Genomic DNA, 16808 nt, shown 5'->3' with positions numbered 1-16808 from the left:
TACGTTAAATCAAGATATCTTGATATATTAGAAATATTATGCTACACTGTTGAATAAAATAAATAAGGCAGTATGGATATGGAAGATTTTTTAAAGACGGTTTCAGCTCTAAATGATGAAACACGTGTGCTTCTGTTGCGTTTTTTTGATACCTATGGAGAATTATGTGTCTGTGACCTTCAAGCCTCGCTTGACATGATACAGTCACGCCTCTCACGACATCTTAAAATCTTAAAAGAGGCAGGCTTTTTACGTGTGGATCGCAAGGGGACGTGGGCGTATTATTCCATCCGTTCACCGCTTGACAGGTTCAGGTCCGAAGCGATCGAGGAGATCCGTCATCTCGACATCGAACTGCCGCCGCTTCAAAAACTATCACAAACAGGAGAATGTAAAATATGAACAATAAAAAAAAGGTACTTATACTTTGTACAGGAAACAGCTGCCGTTCCATTATGGCTGAAGCGATGATCAACGCAAAACTCGGAGACTGCGTTGAGGCACAGAGTTCGGGTGTCAAAGCCAGCGGGAAGGTGAATCCTCATGCCAAAGCGCTTCTGGAATCCAAAGGAGAATGGAGGAACGAGTATCACTCCAAGGTCATAGAAACGGTACTTGATACACCGTTCGATCTTGTGGTGACGGTATGCGACGCAGCCAAAGAGACCTGCCCGATGTTCCCCAAAGCGGTCAAAACGATCCATGTTGGTTTTGAAGACCCAAGCGGCAAAGCTGATGAGGAGTATGCCAAGACCTACGACCTCATAGAAAAAGAGCTTCTTCCCATCATTAAAAAAGAACTTTGCAGCTAACGGGTTTCGATCTCCTTGATCGCGTTGCCCACATCCCCCAGGCAGCACCCGCCGCTTGGGTTGAGTATCTCACAGGAGCATCCGGGATCTTCCATCCTGGCTTTGATATCCGCAAGGGCATCCGTTTTCCCCGTCTCTTCAAGCTCTTTTTCTATCTTCTCTTTTGTCCAGCCGAAGCAGTAGCATACCGTGGCAGGTGAGGCACCTTCCTTGAGGCCTACGGTCACAGAGACGTCATGCTGTGTCAGTATCTCTTCTCCCCTGAAGTAGATCACTTTGCAGGTGGGTGTCTTGCAGTAGTAAAAACCATCCAGACAGCTCAGGCCTGCCTTGGCTTCGTTGGAAAGGAGATGTTCCAGGGTTTTGCCGAGAACCCCTTTTGCTTTTTCTCCGCAGGATGGACAGGCCACCTTGCCTTTAGGCTGAGGTGTACAACAGTTATGGGCTTCCGTATCACAGGATTCTTCCTTCCGGGTACTGCAGCAACTCTCTGGTTTTTTCTCTTTTGCCGGTTTAAAAGTGAACATCTGAGATCCTTTTTTGAATTTTACCGATTATACATGGTTTTGTGTGAAATATTTGTGTAGGGTTCCGATACACATTAAATGCACACATCTTTTCTATACTGGCACAGTGAGCTTCTTGAAAAGGAGATGCTATGATGAACCGAATTACCCATTTTGGTGAACTTTACCGTTATCTGGAACAGCAGCCTCCCAAGGAAAATTTTCTGCATGACCGTGTCGATGATGCCTATCGGAATATTTCCAAGAAAGACTTCCTTCTCACGGTACGTTATCTCGCTCTGGCTTTTCATCGGAGCGGATGGCAAGGCAAACAGATAGGTATCGCGGTGTCTCCTTCATCCTACTGGCTTATGATAGACTATGCTTTAATGCTCAGTGGTGCGGTCGGTGTGCCTCTTTTTACCAATATTTCTTCAAAAAACCTCTATTATCAGATACTCGATGCCGATATAGAAACTGTTTTCATTGAAAACAGTGCACAGGAAGAGATCATCAACCGTGTAGCCGGGGGTGTAGAGGTTATTTATCTTTCGGATGTCTCCGGATACCATACCCTTGACCAGTTTGTAGAAAATGGCAAAAAAACAGAGAAGGAAAAGCCATCTCTTTTCAATACACTGATCTGTCAGCTGCATCCTTATGATCTGGCAACGATAGTCTATACCTCAGGGACTTCCGGTACACCCAAAGGGGTAGAACTGACGCACAGGAATCTCATCTGCCAGATCCATGCTACAGCGCAGAATTACTATTTTAACAGAGAGGTGGATGTTGCTCTGTCACTGCTGCCGCTTGCGCACATCTTCGAGCGTATGGTAATGCATTTCTACCTTTACCGTGAACTGAGTATCTATTTTGTGGATGATGTCAAAAATGTGGGTGGCCTGCTTAAAGAGGTCAACCCTACGGTCATGACGGTGGTACCGAGACTGCTTGAGAAAGTTTTTTTCAAGATGAAACGCAAGGCCATGGAAGGAAACTTTCTGAAACAATGTATTGTGTTTCTTTCCTTTCACCGTGCAACGAATAGAGATCTATTTGCAAAAGTAACCCTGATGGACAGGGTTTTTGATACCCTGGTCTATAAAAAACTGCGCCGGGCAATGGGATTACGGATGCGCATGATGATAAGCGGAGGCACTGCTCTGTCAGATGCAATGTACCGATTTTATCTCAATATAGGTATTCCGATCTATCAGGGATACGGATTGACAGAATCCAGCCCGGTCATCTGTGCGAACTATCCTGGCAACAACAAGGTCGGTACCTGCGGCAAAGCCTTTCCTGGCGTCGAAGTGAAAGTCAGTGACGAAGGGGAACTGCTGGCACGGGGTCCCAGTATTATGAGGGGCTACCATAATGACCCTGAAACTACCGCCAAAGCGATAGATGCGGACGGTTGGCTGTATACAGGTGACCTTGCATGTATAGACGAAGAGGGGTACGTGAGTATCACCGGAAGAAAAGGCGAACGCTTCAAAACCTCCACAGGAGAATTCGTCTCTTCGGTCTTTATAGAGCAGGCTCTCACCGGAAAAGGATGGTTCGAATACGCGCTTGTCATTGGGGAAGAGAAGCCTTATACGGCGGCGCTGCTGTTCATAGAACATGAGTTTCTGGGCCGTCTGGCAAAAGAGATGAACAAGACACCGCGCAAAGCGCTCGAATCCGAAAAGTTCAAAAAGATGACGGACAGATTCATAGCCAAACTCAACAAAAAGCTCAACCACTGGGAAAAGATACGTGAATACAGGGTGATCTCCGATGTTCTCAGCATAGAAGAAGGACATTTGACCCCTTCGATGAAACTGGGAAAGAAAAAACTGATGAAGTGTTACCGGGATGAGATAAACGAAATGTACAAGGATCATCTATGAGTACTAAAAAAACGAAAGCACAAACGGAACGTATCGCGATCATAACAGGACTGCGTACCCCCATGGCAAGAGCGGGCGGACGGTTTGCGAAGATGCAGGCAGACCGGCTGGGTGCGGTACTGTTCCGTGAACTGATGATGCGTTCTCCCGTTGATGTGAACGAGGTGGATGAGGTCATCATAGGTAATGTCGCACAGCCCATCCATGCAGCGAATATTGCAAGGGTCATCGCACTGCGTGCGGGTTTTCCCGAAGCGACCCCCGCTTTGACCGTACACCGAAACTGTGCCTCGGGTATGGAGTCCATCACCACGGCGGCTTCCCGGATCCATGCGGGAGAGGGCAGGGTATATGTCTGCGGCGGCGTGGAGTCTATGTCCAATATTCCACTGGTCTATAACAAGAAGATGACATCACTGTTCACCAAACTGGCAGCATCCAAAACTCTCTTTGACAAACTGCGTACCCTGATGGGTTTTAGGCCGGCTTACCTCAAGCCGATCGTTGGCCTGATGTCCGGGCTGACCGATCCGGTCAGTGGACTGTTGATGGGTTCTACGGCAGAAGTCCTGGCGCAGGATTTCGGTATCAGCAGGGAGGAACAGGACCTCTTTTCTCTGCTGAGCCATCAAAAAGCGGCAAAGGCCAAAGAGAACGGCCGTTTTGCGCTGGAGAGTATGCCGGTCGTCTATGATGAGTATGCCGGAAAGTATCTGGACTATGACGACGGTATACGCGAAGGACAGACATTGGAAAAACTGGCACGACTGAAGCCTTTCTTCGACCGAAAGAACGGAACGGTGACGGCGGGTAACTCTTCGCAGATCACGGATGCAGCTGCGGGCGTGGTACTGATGGGCGAGAGTGAAGCCAAAAAAAGAGGTTTTGAACCTCTGGGCTACCTGCGCGACCATGCCTACTCCGGACTTGAACCCAAACGCATGGGGCTGGGCCCTGTCTTTTCGACACACAAACTTTTTGCCCAGACAGGTCTAGGTATGAAAGATATCGAAATCATGGAGATCAATGAAGCCTTTGCTGCTCAAGTCATTGCCTGTGAAAGGGCTTTTGCCTCCAAAGCGTTCGCCAAAGCGCATTTTGGCGACAGAAAAGCGGTCGGTGCCATTGACCCCGATATCCTGAATGTCAACGGAGGTGCCGTAGCACTGGGGCATCCAGTCGGAATGACCGGAACAAGGTTGGTGATCACTGTGCTGCATGAGCTCAGACAGCGTGGCCTGCAGCGCGGGCTGGCGACTTTGTGTATCGGCGGCGGGCAGGGTGCTTCACTCTTACTGGAGGTGGAATAATGAAATATTTTAATTTAAACATAGATGAGAGAGGCATAGCTACACTTACATTCGACACCCCTGATTCCTCTCTCAATGTACTCTGTTTCGATGCCCTGTATGAACTGGAACAGCATCTTGTCCGGATGCAGGATGACCGGAGTATCAAAGCCCTCTTCGTAGAGAGTGCCAAAGAGGATATTTTCATCGCCGGTGCGGATATCAAAGAGATCAAGGCATTCAAAGATCCGGGTGAGACTGCGGAGAAACTGCGTCAGGGGCAGGAGATTTTCAACCGTCTGGAAAACCTGCCGTTCCCTACGGTCGCCATGATAGACGGTGCCTGTCTAGGCGGGGGTCTGGAACTTGCCCTGGCCTGTGCTTACCGTGTAGCGACCAATGCAGCGCATACACGTATCGGGCTGGTGGAAGTGGGCCTTGGTATCATTCCCGGGCTTGGCGGAACACAGAGACTTCCTGAACTTGTCGGTTTTGCCAAAGCGATCGAACTCATCACCGCTTCCAAAAGACTCAAAGGGGACAAGGCCCTGAAACTCGGGCTGGTCGATGCCTCCGTACCCAGCGGGTATCTCGGGTTCAAAAAAGAGGAGTTCATCAGAGATATTCTTGCAGGCAAACTTGAAGCGAAGGTGGCCCTGACACGGCAGGGAATAAAATGGTATGAGACGATCACACCTGTCAAAATACTTATTGCCTCTATGGCAAAAAGTGAAGTGCTGAAAAAAACACAGGGGCATTACCCCGCACCGATCGAAACGATCAATGTCATGGAGAAGACACTGACCATGCCGCTTCAGGAAGGTCTGAAAGTGGAGCTTGAAGCCTTCGAGCCTCTGGCGACCGGCCAGATATCCAAAAACCTCATAGAGCTCTTTTTCACCTCCGAAGCACTTAAAAAAGAGAGCTTCTCAAAGGCCAAGCCTCGCAGCATTGAGAGTGCGGCTGTCATGGGTGTGGGTACCATGGGATCAGGCATAGCGTGGGCCCTTGCCAGCCATAACATTCCTGTCAGGCTTGGGGCTCGGAAAATGCAGAGTATCGCGGAAGCACTCTCCAAAATGAGAGCGAACTTTGAAAGTATTAAAAAAAGAGGGCGTCTCACCGAGCGTGAGATTGGCCTGAAAATGGACAGGGTCACCTACACGACAACGATGGAAGGGTTCGCTAAGGTCGACATCATTATTGAAGCGGTCAGTGAAGACGCCGGGGTAAAAAAGGGTATCTACCGGGCACTTGAACAGAGGGTAAGTGAGGAGTGTATCATCGCTACCAATACCTCTTCCCTGGCTATTAGCGGTCTGGTAGAAGAGACGGAACACCCCGGGCGTTTTGTAGGTATGCATTTTTTCAACCCTGTGGCAAAAATGCCGCTGGTGGAAGTAATTGCCGGGAAGAAAACAAAACCAAAGACGATCGCTACTGTGGTCGCTTTGGCAAAAAAACTTGGTAAGACACCCATCAAGGTCAAAGAGAGTGCCGGCTTCCTGGTCAACAGGATCCTGCTTCCCTACCTCAATGAATCGGCGAAAATGTTCGAAGAGGGTGAGAGTGTGGCACGCATAGACAGTGTACTGAGTGACTTCGGTATGCCGATGGGGCCGTTCACGCTTGCGGATGAAGTGGGCATAGATATCGGCGAAAAGGTCTCAGCCATTCTCTATGATGCCTACGGAGAGAGAATGCAACCCTCCGGCATCCTTGCCAAAATGACAGAGATGAAGTGGCTGGGAAAGAAAACGGGTACGGGTTTCTACGTGCATAAAGGTAAAAGACATTCAGTCAATGACGAAATTAAAAGACTTCAGTCACAAAGCATAACGCTTGAAGATCATGTCATTTTGGACAGAGCCATCCTTATTATGGTGAACGAAGCGGCACGATGCCTGGAAGAGAACGTGGTTTCCACTGCACGCTATCTCGATATGGCTATGGTACTGGGAACCGGTTTCCCTGCATTCAGGGGCGGTCTTTTACGTTATGCGGATGCAGAGGGTATTGAAGAGATCGTCGAGAGACTTCATGTCCTGAGCCAGACCTTTGGAAGCCGTTTTGAACCCGCGGCACTGCTTGTGAAGATGGCTCAAAAGCAGCAAACATTCTACAGTGAGGCAGGGTAATGAAGCATCATGTGGTCATTGTGGGGGCTAGTTACGCAGGGCTTTCAGCTATGCGGAGGCTCGCGGATAAACCGGGTATTGGTGTCACACTTGTCGACAGGCACCCGTACCATTTCCTGCAGACCGAAGGGTACGATCTCATCAGCGGAAGCATCCCTTTTGAAGAGACGATCGTCAGTCTGCATGCCTTGTGTGCCTATTATGACAATGTGACTTTTGTTCAGAGTGAAGTACGGGCAGTCGAAAATGAAGCGAAGCGGATCCTCCTTGAAGAAAGTGAAATCACTTACGATTCTCTCGTGGTCGGACTTGGCAGTGTCAGCAGAAAGTTTGAAAGTGACGCCGATATAGAGAATTATGCAAGCGGCCCTAAAAGCCTCAGAGGTGCCTTGCGCCTGAAACAGTTCTTTGAAAATGAGCTGTACAAGCGGCTGGAGTCGGATAAAAAAGCCAAAGAGAATTTCAATATCGTCATCGGTGGGGCAGGGCTTTCCGGCGTGGAGATCGCGGCAGACATGCAGCACTTTTTCAACCGCTACTACCGGAGCAATACGCTCTGCTGCGCCTGCCTGCATATTCATCTTATCGTCAGCAGGGAGACGGTGCTTTTCGGTATGCATCCCGCTGTCATTGCTACGGCGACCAATCGGCTGAAGAGACTGCGTGTCAATCTCCACACCCAATGCCGCATCACTGCAATACACGAGCACGAAGTCTGTCTGAGCGACGGTGCAAAGATCGGGTTCGACTTTATGATCTTCGCGGGAGGTACGGTCGTTGCACCCGTGCTCTCCTCTCTTTCCCTGCCCAGGAACGAAAAAGGCCGCTTCCTTGTCGATGCATACCTGCGCTCTCCCTCAGATGCATCCGTCTATTTTGCAGGCGATGTGGCAGCACTGCATGACAGAAAGGGAAAGGCTCTTCCTCCCACCGCGCAGACAGCCATACAGAGCGGCGATACCGCAGCGTTGAACATTATGCGCACTGTACAGGATGAAAAACCCAAAAAGGCCGACCTGAGGATCGACGGTATCGCCATTGCCCTTGGCGGCAGCTACGCCACAATAGACCTGGGGTGGATACGCATCAACGGATATGCCGCCTACCTGGTCAAAAAACTCATAGAACGCCTCTACAAATGGCCGCTCTGGTGGCGGGCCCGTCAGGGCTTCAGGAAGATGGACCATTGTGAGATCTGACGTATTCAACAACAACGATTTGTCCAATTCAACCTTTAAAGGCGCCATCCTCTATAAAACGTTTTAGGGCATCTCCGGTGATCCAAGTCCCTGGTAGAAATTGATGATAAAAAATAAATAGTATTAGCATCACTATGTTTCTATACACCAACAAAATTGATGTATAATTAAAACATGTCTATGTGTTTAAAAAGGGCATAGAATCTAAAATAAAAGGAGAAAAATCGTTATGTCATCAAAAAACGAAAAAAATGGAATATTCAAAGAAGTAAAAATACCTGAAACACAGAATATTTCCACTTTACTGTCAGATAAAAAATCTTTGGAAAAGTGTAAATGTTCCTACAATACACGCTTTGGTATTTTTAAAGAAGATATCAATATATTAAATACAGTATCTCAAGAATCCTACGTATATGCCATCATGTCATCCAATGCCTACAATAGAAAAGTGCAAATAGATATTCCGGGTTGGAAACGCACCAAAAGAATGATAAACCAACATGGTTTCAGTGCAGATATATATGTTTCGGATGATGAAAAAAGAGTTGTGATTGCTTTTCGGGGAACAGATGATAAAAATGATTGGAAATATGGAAATACAGATATTGATTTAGATGGTCAATATGGAGATGCAGATGAACTTTTCAAATATGTTTTATCTGAGTATCCTGGAAAAACCATTATGACCACAGGACACTCTTTAGGAGGCGGTCTTGCTATGCATATTTCACTTTTAAACAAAGATGTAGATGCTGTTGTGTTTCATCCTTCTCCCCGGGTATTTGCAAACAGAAACTATGATCAATATGAAAACCTTATCACCATCATTTATGAAGCAGGTGAAATTCTCACATTTGTGCGAAAACTATTTAGTACCCTTAAAAAAATAAAACATCAAACATATCGTTATAATTTCCTGGGAGGACTTTCTGTCAAAGAGCACAGTATTGAAGCATTTGCAAGATGTATGTATGCTTCACTACATAAAAAAGAAAGTCAATATGAAGCGCTGTGTAAGAAAAATACTTTATGAGGGGGTCAAAGTAAAGAGTATCATGCCTCATAAGGTGTAAGTATTTTCAACCCTTCAGGTCGATGACCCATGCATCCGGAACTGAACGCATAATGACTTCACGTGCCAGGTTGCACCAGTGTGCCGTGCGGTCGAGTATGGCGGAGTCACAGCTAACGACAATGTGCCTGCTCGCTGTCAACAGTGCATCGGTGCGGTCTGTCGTTTCGGTGGTGAAGGGCCAGTTGTGTGCATCACCCAGATGCTGGACCATTCCGGCAAGTCTGCCGCTGTTGGAGACGGGTCTGTCAAAAAGCCAGTGGACCTGTTCGGGATGATAGCCGGCCAGCAGATCGCCGATGAGCTCAATGGCAGGGAGTGTCTCTTCGACGGGTCTGTAGCTGCCGTAAACGGACGAGAGGTCGCGGTAGCAGCCGTCCAAACAGTCGAAGACAGCACCGCCACCAAGAGCGGTTTCGATGGTGATGATGAGGTTAAATCCGTCAATGAGGACCTCACGCTCCTTCAGCGCCTCCAGGCTGATGCATTTTGCCTGCCGTGCAGCGATCTTTCCGTCGGTACAGGCTATGCGGCCGACGGCAAGCCTCTGTCGTGTAGCAAGCTGGTGATGGTCACCAACGAGTGTCAAGGCGGCTTTCATGCTGTAACCCCGGCCAAGCAACCATGACAGTTCTTTGACAGCGGTTGCAAGTTTAGGCAGCTGGTCTTTGGCAAAATATTCGGTATCTTTGGGATGGACACCGCGATGGCGCAAGGGCATGTACATTCCTTTTTTATTTAGGGTTATTAGAGATGCCCTTATTATATACCGCATCAATTAACAATCGATAAAAATCCATTAGCAGCTTAGGATAATTTTGATATGATTTTTAATAAGCAAAGTGCACTTCAGGGTTAAATCCTGGATGCGAAAGGATCTAAAATGTTTGTACGAAGTCCTGCTTTTGAAAACGGCGATCAGATACCTTTTGAATATGGATGTCACGGGAGTGATATTTCGATTCCTCTGGTTTTTGAAAATGTGCCGGAGGGTACGCGTTCTCTGGCTTTGATCATGGATGATCCGGATGCTCCGGCAGGTATCTTTGTGCATTGGGTAGCTTACAATATACCTTCTGACCTGCATGGATTGCCGGAAAATATTCCCGGTGCACCGGTGCTGGCTGATGGCATCAGACAGGGTATCAACGATTTTGGAAAAACAGGATATGGCGGCCCGTGCCCTCCTGACAGGCCTCACAGATATTTCATCAAACTTTATGCGCTGGATATTCCTCTTGAATTAGATCCGGGTCTCAGCAAAGAGCAGCTGCTTGGGGTCATGAGAGGACATGTGATAGAAGAGGCTGAACTGATGGGGATCTATGCCCGCTAAGGCATATATCGGCACTTCAGGTTTTTACTATCCCCACTGGATCGGTGCATTCTATCCGGAAGGTTTGGCAAAAACCCACTGGCTTGAATATTTTGTGCAGCATTTTGAAACTGTGGAGATGAACAGTACCTTTTACCATCTTCCAAAAGCCAAAACCATAGAACATTGGGCGCAAAGATCACCGGATGATTTTCTTTTTTCTTTCAAGGCCTGGCGGGTCATTACCCATTATAAAAAGTTAAAAAATATAAAAGACGATCTTTACCTCTTTTTGCACCTGATCAAGCCGATCCGTCAAAAGACGGCTGCTATTCTTTTTCAATTGCCGCCTTCTTTACACAAAGATACTGCGCTGCTGGAGAGCTTTCTTCAGCTTTTGCCGTCAGGATATAGATTTGTGATAGAGTTTCGCCACGACAGCTGGTACGATGACGAGATCATTGAGATGCTTCGTCGCTACAGAGTGGCATTGTGCCTGCATGATTTTGGGCAGAAAAAGCCTCTTTTGGTTGCAACCGGTGATTTTGTATATATCAGGCTGCATGGCCCTTCAGGCCATTACCAGGGAAGTTACAGCGACGAAGCTCTGCAGGAGTGGGCAGAAACTATAAAAGGCTTTACAAAGAACGGTAAAGAGACTTATATTTATTTCAATAACGATATGCAGGGTTACGCCGTGGCAGATGCCAAAAGGTTAAAAGTTTTTTTGGCATCCTGAATAACTTTGACTTTTTTCTTCTTGGTATAGTATTAGTATCACCACGTATTTCTCAGAGAGTGTAGTTATAGGTGGTTTAATAAAAAGTGTATTTTCAACGCCTGACCCTTTGCGTTAGCCTGCTTATTTGAAAACACTGAAGGAACATTTCGGAGACAGTAAAACCAGGAATGAGAGAAATACTAGTATTATCAATGCCTGTGATGACGGATACACACAAGCCCAGATCGCAAAGCATTTGAGTGTATCCCGTTCACTTGTTTCAAAGATCGTCAAAAGTGTATATTCAACGCCTGACCCTTAGTATAAGTATAGTTGAACCAGATGGAATAGGACAGCACATGATCGATATCATATTTCCCTTTAGTGAGATTTACAGGTGGCGACTGACCCCAAAACCATAGACACTTTTTTACGCGCTGATTGAATATAATAATACAAAAGCTATGCAAAAGTGCATGGGATAAACAATGTGAAGAATATGGGGAAAGTCTGATTGAGAAGATTCGGAGATGTTTTTTGTAAATTTTGAAATAGCACTTTTAGCTTTCCTACCTAAGACCGACAATATCCATAGATTTAAAAACAATTAAAGATTATTTTTCATATACTACTTCTTATTTTTTAAAATCACTATAAATTATGTTTATTGATTTATAATTAATTAAGGATATTGATGCAGAAATTGATTATAGAGAATATACACGAAACATATAATTATACACTGTTGAAGCAGGTTTACGAAGAGATACTTGTTTCCTGTTTCCCAGACCCGGAAGACCATCTTAACTGGAAGACGATGAAAAGGATGGCAAAGCGGGGACTGGAAGATGAGACAGCGAATGAACGTGTGCTTATCAGTGTCTCTAAACAGATACGGGAAGACGGTATGGTATTTCCCGTAGCCTTTTTCGTCGGTGTTTACTACAGGAGAAGCCGTACCGGTCTGATCTCCTATATGGGAATGCGTGACGGATGCCGCGGGTTTTCGGCTTCGAACATTCAAAAGCAGGTGCTCATTGAAATGAAGAAGGAAGCGGCAAAAGAGAAGGAGGAACTGCGTGCGGTACTGAGTCTTGTCGATCTTCCAGAGCATGCTGATCCAAGATATATTACCCTGCCTCCGACACAGAGAATCATTATTATGGAACGTAATGGTGCGTCCTACATCCCCATCAATTTCCATTACCCGATGTTCAAAAACTCACTGCTTTCATTTATCAGCCCGAAGATCACCTATAAGTATGATGCAGCACTGTTAGGGTATAAGCTGCATGGAAAGCTTACGACAGAGTCACCGGAGGCTATTAAGGATTTTATAGACGATTTTTATGAATCGTATGGTTTGGATCCGAAGTGTGACCCAATGGTGGAGAAGATGAAGCGTGAGATCGATTTTATTCCTCACGGTATTGATATAAAACTCTCCAAACGTTATCGACTCAAAGAGAAGGAGAAAAGGATACAAAATTCTCGAATAGTCGCTGCAGTGTGCAGTGCATAAAGGTGATATGCAACTGTAACCGAAACCTACCCCTTTTATGATATCTGCTTTAATATCTCGAATTTAAATCCAAAATAGAGGTCGAAAATAGGTGGCGACTGACCCTTAGTAGTATGGTAAAGGTTGAAAAACATGTTGATTTGTCATATTTTTTCCCTATGCAGTAAATTAGAAAAGTATGTGATTTGGGCTGTTGTAATGCAAATGCATCATCAAAACAAATCCTGCTATAATAGATAAAATTTACCTATGGAAGATCATATGCAGAAAATGAAAACTCTTTTTATCGCTATGCTGGTGGGTGTAGGCGGTTTTGTTCATGCGCAGGGTATGGCGGATGTGGTGCTGGACAAGAAGAACGGTATCTACTGGCAGGATAATGTTGACTCACAGCAGAGTTCGGAAGACTGGGATGATGCTATGGCGTATTGTGACAAACTGGTGCTTGACGGTATGGCACACTGGCGGCTGCCGTCATTTAGGGAACTGCTTTCTATCGTGGACTACAGACGTATGGACCCGGCGGTAAATGCCGCTTTTGAGTTCGTGGAAGAGGGGACGTACTGGACCTCCACGACTTTCGCACCCAATGTGTCGCGTGCCTGGACGATCGATTTTCGTACAGGAAAGACCTACTACAGTTACAAAAGCACCAACCATGCGGTCCGCTGTGTGAAAGATGTTCCGGCGATATTCCAGAAGGAGAGCAAATGAAGACCGCATTATTATTGATCGTAACGGGTACACTGTTGTTCGGGGCGTCTTCTAAACTGGATGAGAAGACCGGGTTGATCTGGCAGGATAACAAGAGTGTGGCTACGGTGGAGAAGTCATATGTGGAAGCCAGTAACTATTGTAAGCAACTTAGTGTTGACGGTTTTGAGGACTGGAGACTCCCGTCGATAAAAGAGCTCTACACGATCGTCGATCTGAGACGAGAACGTCCAGCCCTCAAAAACGGGTTTTCCATGCGTGTGGATGAGTGGTTCTGGACTGCTACACCGTTTGTGGGAGACCCAAAGAAAGAGGCATGGAAAATTTCGATGCGCTACGGTGAGGCCGAGCCTACAAGGCAGGACCGTATGCTGCATATCAGGTGCGTACGGAGTGTACGCAAACCCCAGAGGAGTCAGAAAGAGTGAGAAAGAGAGAGAATTACCCTATGAATTTCCCGCTGCTTGTTCTCTGTGCATCCATGATCTCTATCTCTCTGGCACCAGATATGACGACTTCGGGATCCACAGTATAATCGATGTTTGCATCTCTTCCTTCATAATTAACACTGTTCAGGATCACCTTGAGCACTTCGGGGTATAGGGGGTATAGGGGTCAGGTGACAATAACAACTTAATACATCTTGAGCTTAGGGGTCTGGTAACAATAACAAGTCACTATCTTCCTTTTTTTAGTCAAAAGAAAAATAGTCAAATACCTAGACCAAATCTCAGAAAAAACAGAAAAAGTAAAATCAGTCCAAAAAGAGAAGATGGAGAGCTTGAAAGCGTTGAAGGCTTCTCTTTTGGACAGGGCTTTTAGGGAGAATTGTAGGGTGTGCAATTGCACACAGATTAAAATAAAAATTACCAAATAAATGTGAAATAACGTGTGGAAGGTGTGCTGTTGCACACCCTACGCGTACCGAATATGTATGATGAAACAATGTACCGATAAAATCCCAACAAAAAACAGATGAACCAGTAATATTCCACGTTTATTCTTTGAAGCAGAAAGGCAGATTGGACAAATTCACAGCCAATGCGCTATACTTGCCTACCTACTGTTTTTGATTATTATATAGTAAGGAGCATAGATGAAAGATTGGAATATAGTTGTCACTGCGCGCGATGAAGGATTTGACCGCACATGCGAGATACTGGGCCGGATGGGGCCGCTCAGACGTACGGATTATATGAATATTATGGTGATGAAGATCCATGATGTGGAGCAGTTTGTCAACAGATTGACCGAAATGTTCAGTAAGGATCCAGGTATCCTCAAATATGACATTGCGCGTATCGTACCGCTTCAGCGCACCTTTACATTCCAGTCTGCCGATGAGTTCGAGTCCCGGGCCAAAGAGATCATACTAGGATGGCTAGAAAAGCTGGCCGGCAAGTCGTTTCATATCCGCATGCACCGCCGGGGATTCAAAGGCAAGATCCATGCGCAGGATGAGGAGAGTGTGCTCGGCGGCCTGCTTTTGGATGCACTCAAGGAGGCCGGGACTCCCGGCTCCATTTCATTCAAAGATCCCGACGCCATCATCGATATAGAGACTGTCTCCAACCGCGCCGGGATATCGATTTGGATGCGCGAAGATCTGGAGCGCTATGCGTTTTTGCACCTGGATTGAAAGCATCGCATGACCCTTTGACTTTCTTCCAATGCTATTGTCTGAAAATTAATGATGATACCGTGAATCACAAAGCTGTAATTTTCGTCATCTTCACCACTTCATGATCGCGGTAGACCTCAAAGCGGTCTGTATCGAATGTGTAGTCAAGCTCAAGCACTTTGGCCCACATGTCTTCTTTAAACATTTTGACAGCCTGTTTCAAATGCGAATATTCCTCGGAGCTGTCCAGCCGTACAGTGTACTCCTCTTTGCGTGCACGCTCCAGGCTCAACTCTTCGAACATTTCAAGCGGCAACAACTTTTCAAGCGTCGCCCGTATGGTTTCGATGCGGTCTGTTTTTGGGATGGTATCGAGCTCCACACCGTGAGTGCCTTCTTCCCACTTCTTCTGCTGTCTGGCAGAGAGCTCGTAAGTGTTGTAGCGCTCAAGCGGGTCTTCGAAGGTAACTGAGCCGTGATGCACCACACTCTCTCCGTGGCTGAAAGCATCGAGTGCCATCTGCAGTTTTTTTGCGAAATTGCTACTGATCTCCCGGCCTGCCGGATCATAGTCGGTCATCGTGACCAGGTACACATCCGGCTCAGACTGAAGGGCGCGAGCCATCTGTGCGATCTCAAAGTTCGGGATCTGCCCGCTGCTGAGGTACACGCTTCCTTCGATCTCGTCGGCGATGAAGTCCAAAGTCCGGCAACTGCTTTTCGCAGAACAGGATGATCGGCAGGTCACGTCGTTCGAGTGCCCTCGATGTGATATCGAGACGCTCGTAGATGTCGACATCGCCTTCGATGAACAGGGTCCACAGGTAAGCTCCGATCGTTTCGGTCACCGCTTCGCTGAAGTCAGCTTCGGTCTGGCCAGGCTTCTGCCATGACTGCATCTGATGCTTGATCTGGTACCAGATGGTCCGGATCGTATTTGCTTCCTCGCCTGTTGCTAAAAATTCATCGACATACCGCCGAACTGCTGCTCTTGATGTCATTATTTTTCTCTTTCAGTTTTATAGTTTAAAAAAACAAAGGGGTCTATCATTAAAATCAGTAAAAGAAAAAGCAATTATTTCAAAACTAATTTTATAAATAATTGTACCTAAAATCCAAATTGATGAAGTTGAGGTTGTGCGTGTGTCAGAGGAGATAACCGATAGGACAATATGTTATAAAACTTTAGAAAAAAACATGTATTGTGCTACAGTACCTCAAGCAGGCCATTGACGGAGTCAAGAATAATGTCGGGTTTGATCTCTCTGTGCAGGTCTTCTTCCTGGAATTTCCCGGTTTTTACCAAAGCGGCCTTTAGTCCTGCATCCTGCGCCCCTTTAATGTCCGCTTCGATATCATCGCCTATCATCAGTACTTCATGTGGCTTCAGTCCCATTGAAGAGATAGCAAGATGAAAGAAGGTCTTGCTTGGTTTGCCTATGATCTCTGCTTTTTTCCCTGTGGCGAACTCCAATGCTGCAATGAACCCTCCCGCATCCATTGAGAGTACGCCGTCATCATCTTTGAAGTATTTGTTCTTTGCCGCGGCAATAAGTTCGGCTCCATCCATCAAGGCACGAAAAGCACGATTGAGATGCGGGTAGTCAAAGTTCGTGTGGGCATCACCTACCACCACGTAATCCGGCTGGGCGGACTGAAGCTCCGCAAAGTATAACTCCGCCTCATTTGTCAACACGGTCAGCGCTGTTGCCTGCTGAGCGTAGAGAAAATCCCTGGTGGCATTGAGCGCAGTAAAAAGCTCCTTTTCTTTTACGTCAAAGCCAAAGCCATTGAGTTTTTGAAGCATTGTGGCGGGCAGTCGTCTTGTGGTATTGGTCACACATCGAACAGGGTAGCGTTTTTGCAAAGTAGTTACAGTCTCTACCGCACCCGTAATTGCGTTGTCACCCACATACAATACCCCACCGATATCAAAAATCAATCCTTTGATCTTCTGCATCCTGCTCTCCAAAAATAAGATAGATAGTGTCTATTCGT

At 46.5% G+C, this 16808-nt stretch carries 20 protein-coding genes; 14 read left to right on the top strand and 6 right to left on the bottom strand.

What is annotated here, in order from left to right; translation table 11 throughout:
* Positions 1-78 precede the first annotated feature (78 nt).
* Positions 79-402, top strand: a complete 324-nt coding sequence (locus YH65_RS06240; protein WP_046551119.1) for an ArsR/SmtB family transcription factor — start codon at positions 79-81, stop codon at positions 400-402.
* Positions 399-812 carry an arsenate reductase ArsC gene (locus tag YH65_RS06235; protein WP_046551118.1) on the top strand — a complete coding sequence of 138 codons (414 nt, stop codon included), beginning with the start codon at positions 399-401 and terminating at the stop codon, positions 810-812. The genes YH65_RS06240 and YH65_RS06235 overlap by 4 nt, the downstream gene beginning before the upstream one ends.
* Here the strand turns inward: YH65_RS06235 and YH65_RS06230 are convergent.
* Complete coding sequence (locus YH65_RS06230) at positions 809-1339, bottom strand: putative iron-sulfur cluster-binding metallochaperone (protein ID WP_046551117.1); 531 nt, start codon at positions 1337-1339, stop codon at positions 809-811. The two genes, YH65_RS06235 and YH65_RS06230, sit on opposite strands and share 4 nt — an antisense overlap.
* 131 nt (positions 1340-1470) lie before the next feature.
* Here YH65_RS06230 and YH65_RS06225 point away from each other — a divergent pair, with 131 nt between their 5' ends.
* The 5 genes from YH65_RS06225 (at position 1471) to YH65_RS06205 (ending at position 8878) form a co-directional block, all read left to right on the top strand.
* The gene (locus YH65_RS06225) at positions 1471-3216 is read left to right on the top strand and encodes an AMP-dependent synthetase/ligase (protein ID WP_046551116.1); all 1746 of its coding nucleotides are present in this window, start codon (positions 1471-1473) and stop codon (positions 3214-3216) included.
* Positions 3213-4526: a thiolase family protein gene (locus YH65_RS06220; RefSeq protein ID WP_046551115.1), complete on the top strand. Its 1314-nt coding sequence runs from the start codon at positions 3213-3215 to the stop codon at positions 4524-4526. Before YH65_RS06225 ends, YH65_RS06220 begins: the two co-directional genes overlap by 4 nt.
* The gene (locus YH65_RS06215) at positions 4526-6643 is read left to right on the top strand and encodes a 3-hydroxyacyl-CoA dehydrogenase NAD-binding domain-containing protein (RefSeq protein WP_046551114.1); all 2118 of its coding nucleotides are present in this window, start codon (positions 4526-4528) and stop codon (positions 6641-6643) included. The genes YH65_RS06220 and YH65_RS06215 overlap by 1 nt, the downstream gene beginning before the upstream one ends.
* The gene (locus tag YH65_RS06210; RefSeq protein ID WP_046551113.1) at positions 6643-7842 is read left to right on the top strand and encodes an NAD(P)/FAD-dependent oxidoreductase; all 1200 of its coding nucleotides are present in this window, start codon (positions 6643-6645) and stop codon (positions 7840-7842) included. The genes YH65_RS06215 and YH65_RS06210 overlap by 1 nt, the downstream gene beginning before the upstream one ends.
* Before the next feature lie 229 nt (positions 7843-8071).
* A complete protein-coding gene (locus tag YH65_RS06205) occupies positions 8072-8878 on the top strand; it encodes a Tle-like phospholipase domain-containing protein (protein ID WP_046551112.1) in 807 nt (268 codons plus the stop codon).
* Positions 8879-8924: 46 nt separating this feature from the next.
* Here the strand turns inward: YH65_RS06205 and YH65_RS06200 are convergent, their stop codons facing one another.
* Entirely contained in the window at positions 8925-9644 is a 720-nt protein-coding gene (locus tag YH65_RS06200) for a DUF434 domain-containing protein (protein WP_169745664.1), read from the bottom strand.
* A 156-nt stretch (positions 9645-9800) separates the two neighbouring features.
* Between YH65_RS06200 and YH65_RS06195 the strand changes: the two genes are divergently transcribed.
* The 6 genes from YH65_RS06195 to YH65_RS11245 all read left to right on the top strand — a co-directional run bounded on the left by YH65_RS06195 (position 9801) and on the right by YH65_RS11245 (position 13617).
* Positions 9801-10253 carry a YbhB/YbcL family Raf kinase inhibitor-like protein gene (locus tag YH65_RS06195; RefSeq protein ID WP_046551110.1) on the top strand — a complete coding sequence of 151 codons (453 nt, stop codon included), beginning with the start codon at positions 9801-9803 and terminating at the stop codon, positions 10251-10253.
* On the top strand, positions 10243-10971 hold the full coding sequence (locus tag YH65_RS06190; RefSeq protein ID WP_046551109.1) for a DUF72 domain-containing protein: 729 nt from the start codon (positions 10243-10245) through the stop codon (positions 10969-10971). Before YH65_RS06195 ends, YH65_RS06190 begins: the two co-directional genes overlap by 11 nt.
* Before the next feature lie 127 nt (positions 10972-11098).
* Positions 11099-11275, top strand: coding sequence for a helix-turn-helix domain-containing protein (locus YH65_RS11405; protein ID WP_084722041.1), 177 nt, complete (start codon positions 11099-11101; stop codon positions 11273-11275).
* Positions 11276-11647: 372 nt separating this feature from the next.
* Positions 11648-12475: a hypothetical protein gene (locus YH65_RS06185; RefSeq protein WP_046551108.1), complete on the top strand. Its 828-nt coding sequence runs from the start codon at positions 11648-11650 to the stop codon at positions 12473-12475.
* Between the two features lie 261 nt (positions 12476-12736).
* On the top strand, positions 12737-13189 hold the full coding sequence (locus YH65_RS11250; RefSeq protein ID WP_052746111.1) for an Lcl C-terminal domain-containing protein: 453 nt from the start codon (positions 12737-12739) through the stop codon (positions 13187-13189).
* The gene (locus YH65_RS11245; RefSeq protein ID WP_052746110.1) at positions 13186-13617 is read left to right on the top strand and encodes an Lcl C-terminal domain-containing protein; all 432 of its coding nucleotides are present in this window, start codon (positions 13186-13188) and stop codon (positions 13615-13617) included. Before YH65_RS11250 ends, YH65_RS11245 begins: the two co-directional genes overlap by 4 nt.
* Before the next feature lie 13 nt (positions 13618-13630).
* On the opposite strand, the gene YH65_RS11400 is transcribed toward YH65_RS11245, so the two are convergent.
* Positions 13631-13771, bottom strand: a complete 141-nt coding sequence (locus YH65_RS11400; RefSeq protein ID WP_245609172.1) for a hypothetical protein — start codon at positions 13769-13771, stop codon at positions 13631-13633.
* A gap of 586 nt (positions 13772-14357) precedes the next feature.
* On the opposite strand from YH65_RS11400, the gene YH65_RS06170 reads away from it, so the two are divergent.
* Positions 14358-14828 carry a THUMP domain-containing protein gene (locus tag YH65_RS06170; RefSeq protein ID WP_169745663.1) on the top strand — a complete coding sequence of 157 codons (471 nt, stop codon included), beginning with the start codon at positions 14358-14360 and terminating at the stop codon, positions 14826-14828.
* A 67-nt stretch (positions 14829-14895) separates the two neighbouring features.
* On the opposite strand, the gene YH65_RS06165 is transcribed toward YH65_RS06170, so the two are convergent.
* The 3 genes from YH65_RS06165 to YH65_RS06155 all read right to left on the bottom strand — a co-directional run bounded on the left by YH65_RS06165 (position 14896) and on the right by YH65_RS06155 (position 16770).
* Positions 14896-15513, bottom strand: a complete 618-nt coding sequence (locus YH65_RS06165) for a hypothetical protein (RefSeq protein ID WP_154806475.1) — start codon at positions 15511-15513, stop codon at positions 14896-14898.
* A complete protein-coding gene (locus YH65_RS06160) occupies positions 15446-15811 on the bottom strand; it encodes a hypothetical protein (RefSeq protein WP_046551105.1) in 366 nt (121 codons plus the stop codon). The genes YH65_RS06165 and YH65_RS06160 overlap by 68 nt, the downstream gene beginning before the upstream one ends.
* A gap of 206 nt (positions 15812-16017) precedes the next feature.
* Positions 16018-16770 (bottom strand): TIGR01458 family HAD-type hydrolase, encoded by a 753-nt coding sequence (locus YH65_RS06155; RefSeq protein ID WP_046551104.1) that lies wholly within the window; start codon positions 16768-16770, stop codon positions 16018-16020.
* Positions 16771-16808 lie beyond the last annotated feature (38 nt).

The organism is Sulfurovum lithotrophicum (assembly GCF_000987835.1).
GTDB lineage: Bacteria > Campylobacterota > Campylobacteria > Campylobacterales > Sulfurovaceae > Sulfurovum > Sulfurovum lithotrophicum.
This window is presented reverse-complemented; position numbering and strand designations above follow the sequence as displayed.

Excerpts from the sequence above, each read along its gene's own strand:
- YH65_RS06240 (WP_046551119.1), top strand. The coding sequence starts at position 79 with ATGGAAGATTTTTTAAAGACGGTTTCAGCTCTAAATGATGAAACACGT.
- YH65_RS06235 (WP_046551118.1), top strand. The coding sequence starts at position 399 with ATGAACAATAAAAAAAAGGTACTTATACTTTGTACAGGAAACAGCTGC.
- YH65_RS06230 (WP_046551117.1), bottom strand. The coding sequence starts at position 1,339 with ATGTTCACTTTTAAACCGGCAAAAGAGAAAAAACCAGAGAGTTGCTGC.
- YH65_RS06225 (WP_046551116.1), top strand. The coding sequence starts at position 1,471 with ATGATGAACCGAATTACCCATTTTGGTGAACTTTACCGTTATCTGGAA.
- YH65_RS06220 (WP_046551115.1), top strand. The coding sequence starts at position 3,213 with ATGAGTACTAAAAAAACGAAAGCACAAACGGAACGTATCGCGATCATA.
- YH65_RS06215 (WP_046551114.1), top strand. The coding sequence starts at position 4,526 with ATGAAATATTTTAATTTAAACATAGATGAGAGAGGCATAGCTACACTT.
- YH65_RS06210 (WP_046551113.1), top strand. The coding sequence starts at position 6,643 with ATGAAGCATCATGTGGTCATTGTGGGGGCTAGTTACGCAGGGCTTTCA.
- YH65_RS06205 (WP_046551112.1), top strand. The coding sequence starts at position 8,072 with ATGTCATCAAAAAACGAAAAAAATGGAATATTCAAAGAAGTAAAAATA.
- YH65_RS06200 (WP_169745664.1), bottom strand. The coding sequence starts at position 9,644 with ATGTACATGCCCTTGCGCCATCGCGGTGTCCATCCCAAAGATACCGAA.
- YH65_RS06195 (WP_046551110.1), top strand. The coding sequence starts at position 9,801 with ATGTTTGTACGAAGTCCTGCTTTTGAAAACGGCGATCAGATACCTTTT.
- YH65_RS06190 (WP_046551109.1), top strand. The coding sequence starts at position 10,243 with ATGCCCGCTAAGGCATATATCGGCACTTCAGGTTTTTACTATCCCCAC.
- YH65_RS06185 (WP_046551108.1), top strand. The coding sequence starts at position 11,648 with ATGCAGAAATTGATTATAGAGAATATACACGAAACATATAATTATACA.
- YH65_RS11250 (WP_052746111.1), top strand. The coding sequence starts at position 12,737 with ATGCAGAAAATGAAAACTCTTTTTATCGCTATGCTGGTGGGTGTAGGC.
- YH65_RS11245 (WP_052746110.1), top strand. The coding sequence starts at position 13,186 with ATGAAGACCGCATTATTATTGATCGTAACGGGTACACTGTTGTTCGGG.
- YH65_RS06170 (WP_169745663.1), top strand. The coding sequence starts at position 14,358 with ATGGGGCCGCTCAGACGTACGGATTATATGAATATTATGGTGATGAAG.
- YH65_RS06160 (WP_046551105.1), bottom strand. The coding sequence starts at position 15,811 with ATGACATCAAGAGCAGCAGTTCGGCGGTATGTCGATGAATTTTTAGCA.
- YH65_RS06155 (WP_046551104.1), bottom strand. The coding sequence starts at position 16,770 with ATGCAGAAGATCAAAGGATTGATTTTTGATATCGGTGGGGTATTGTAT.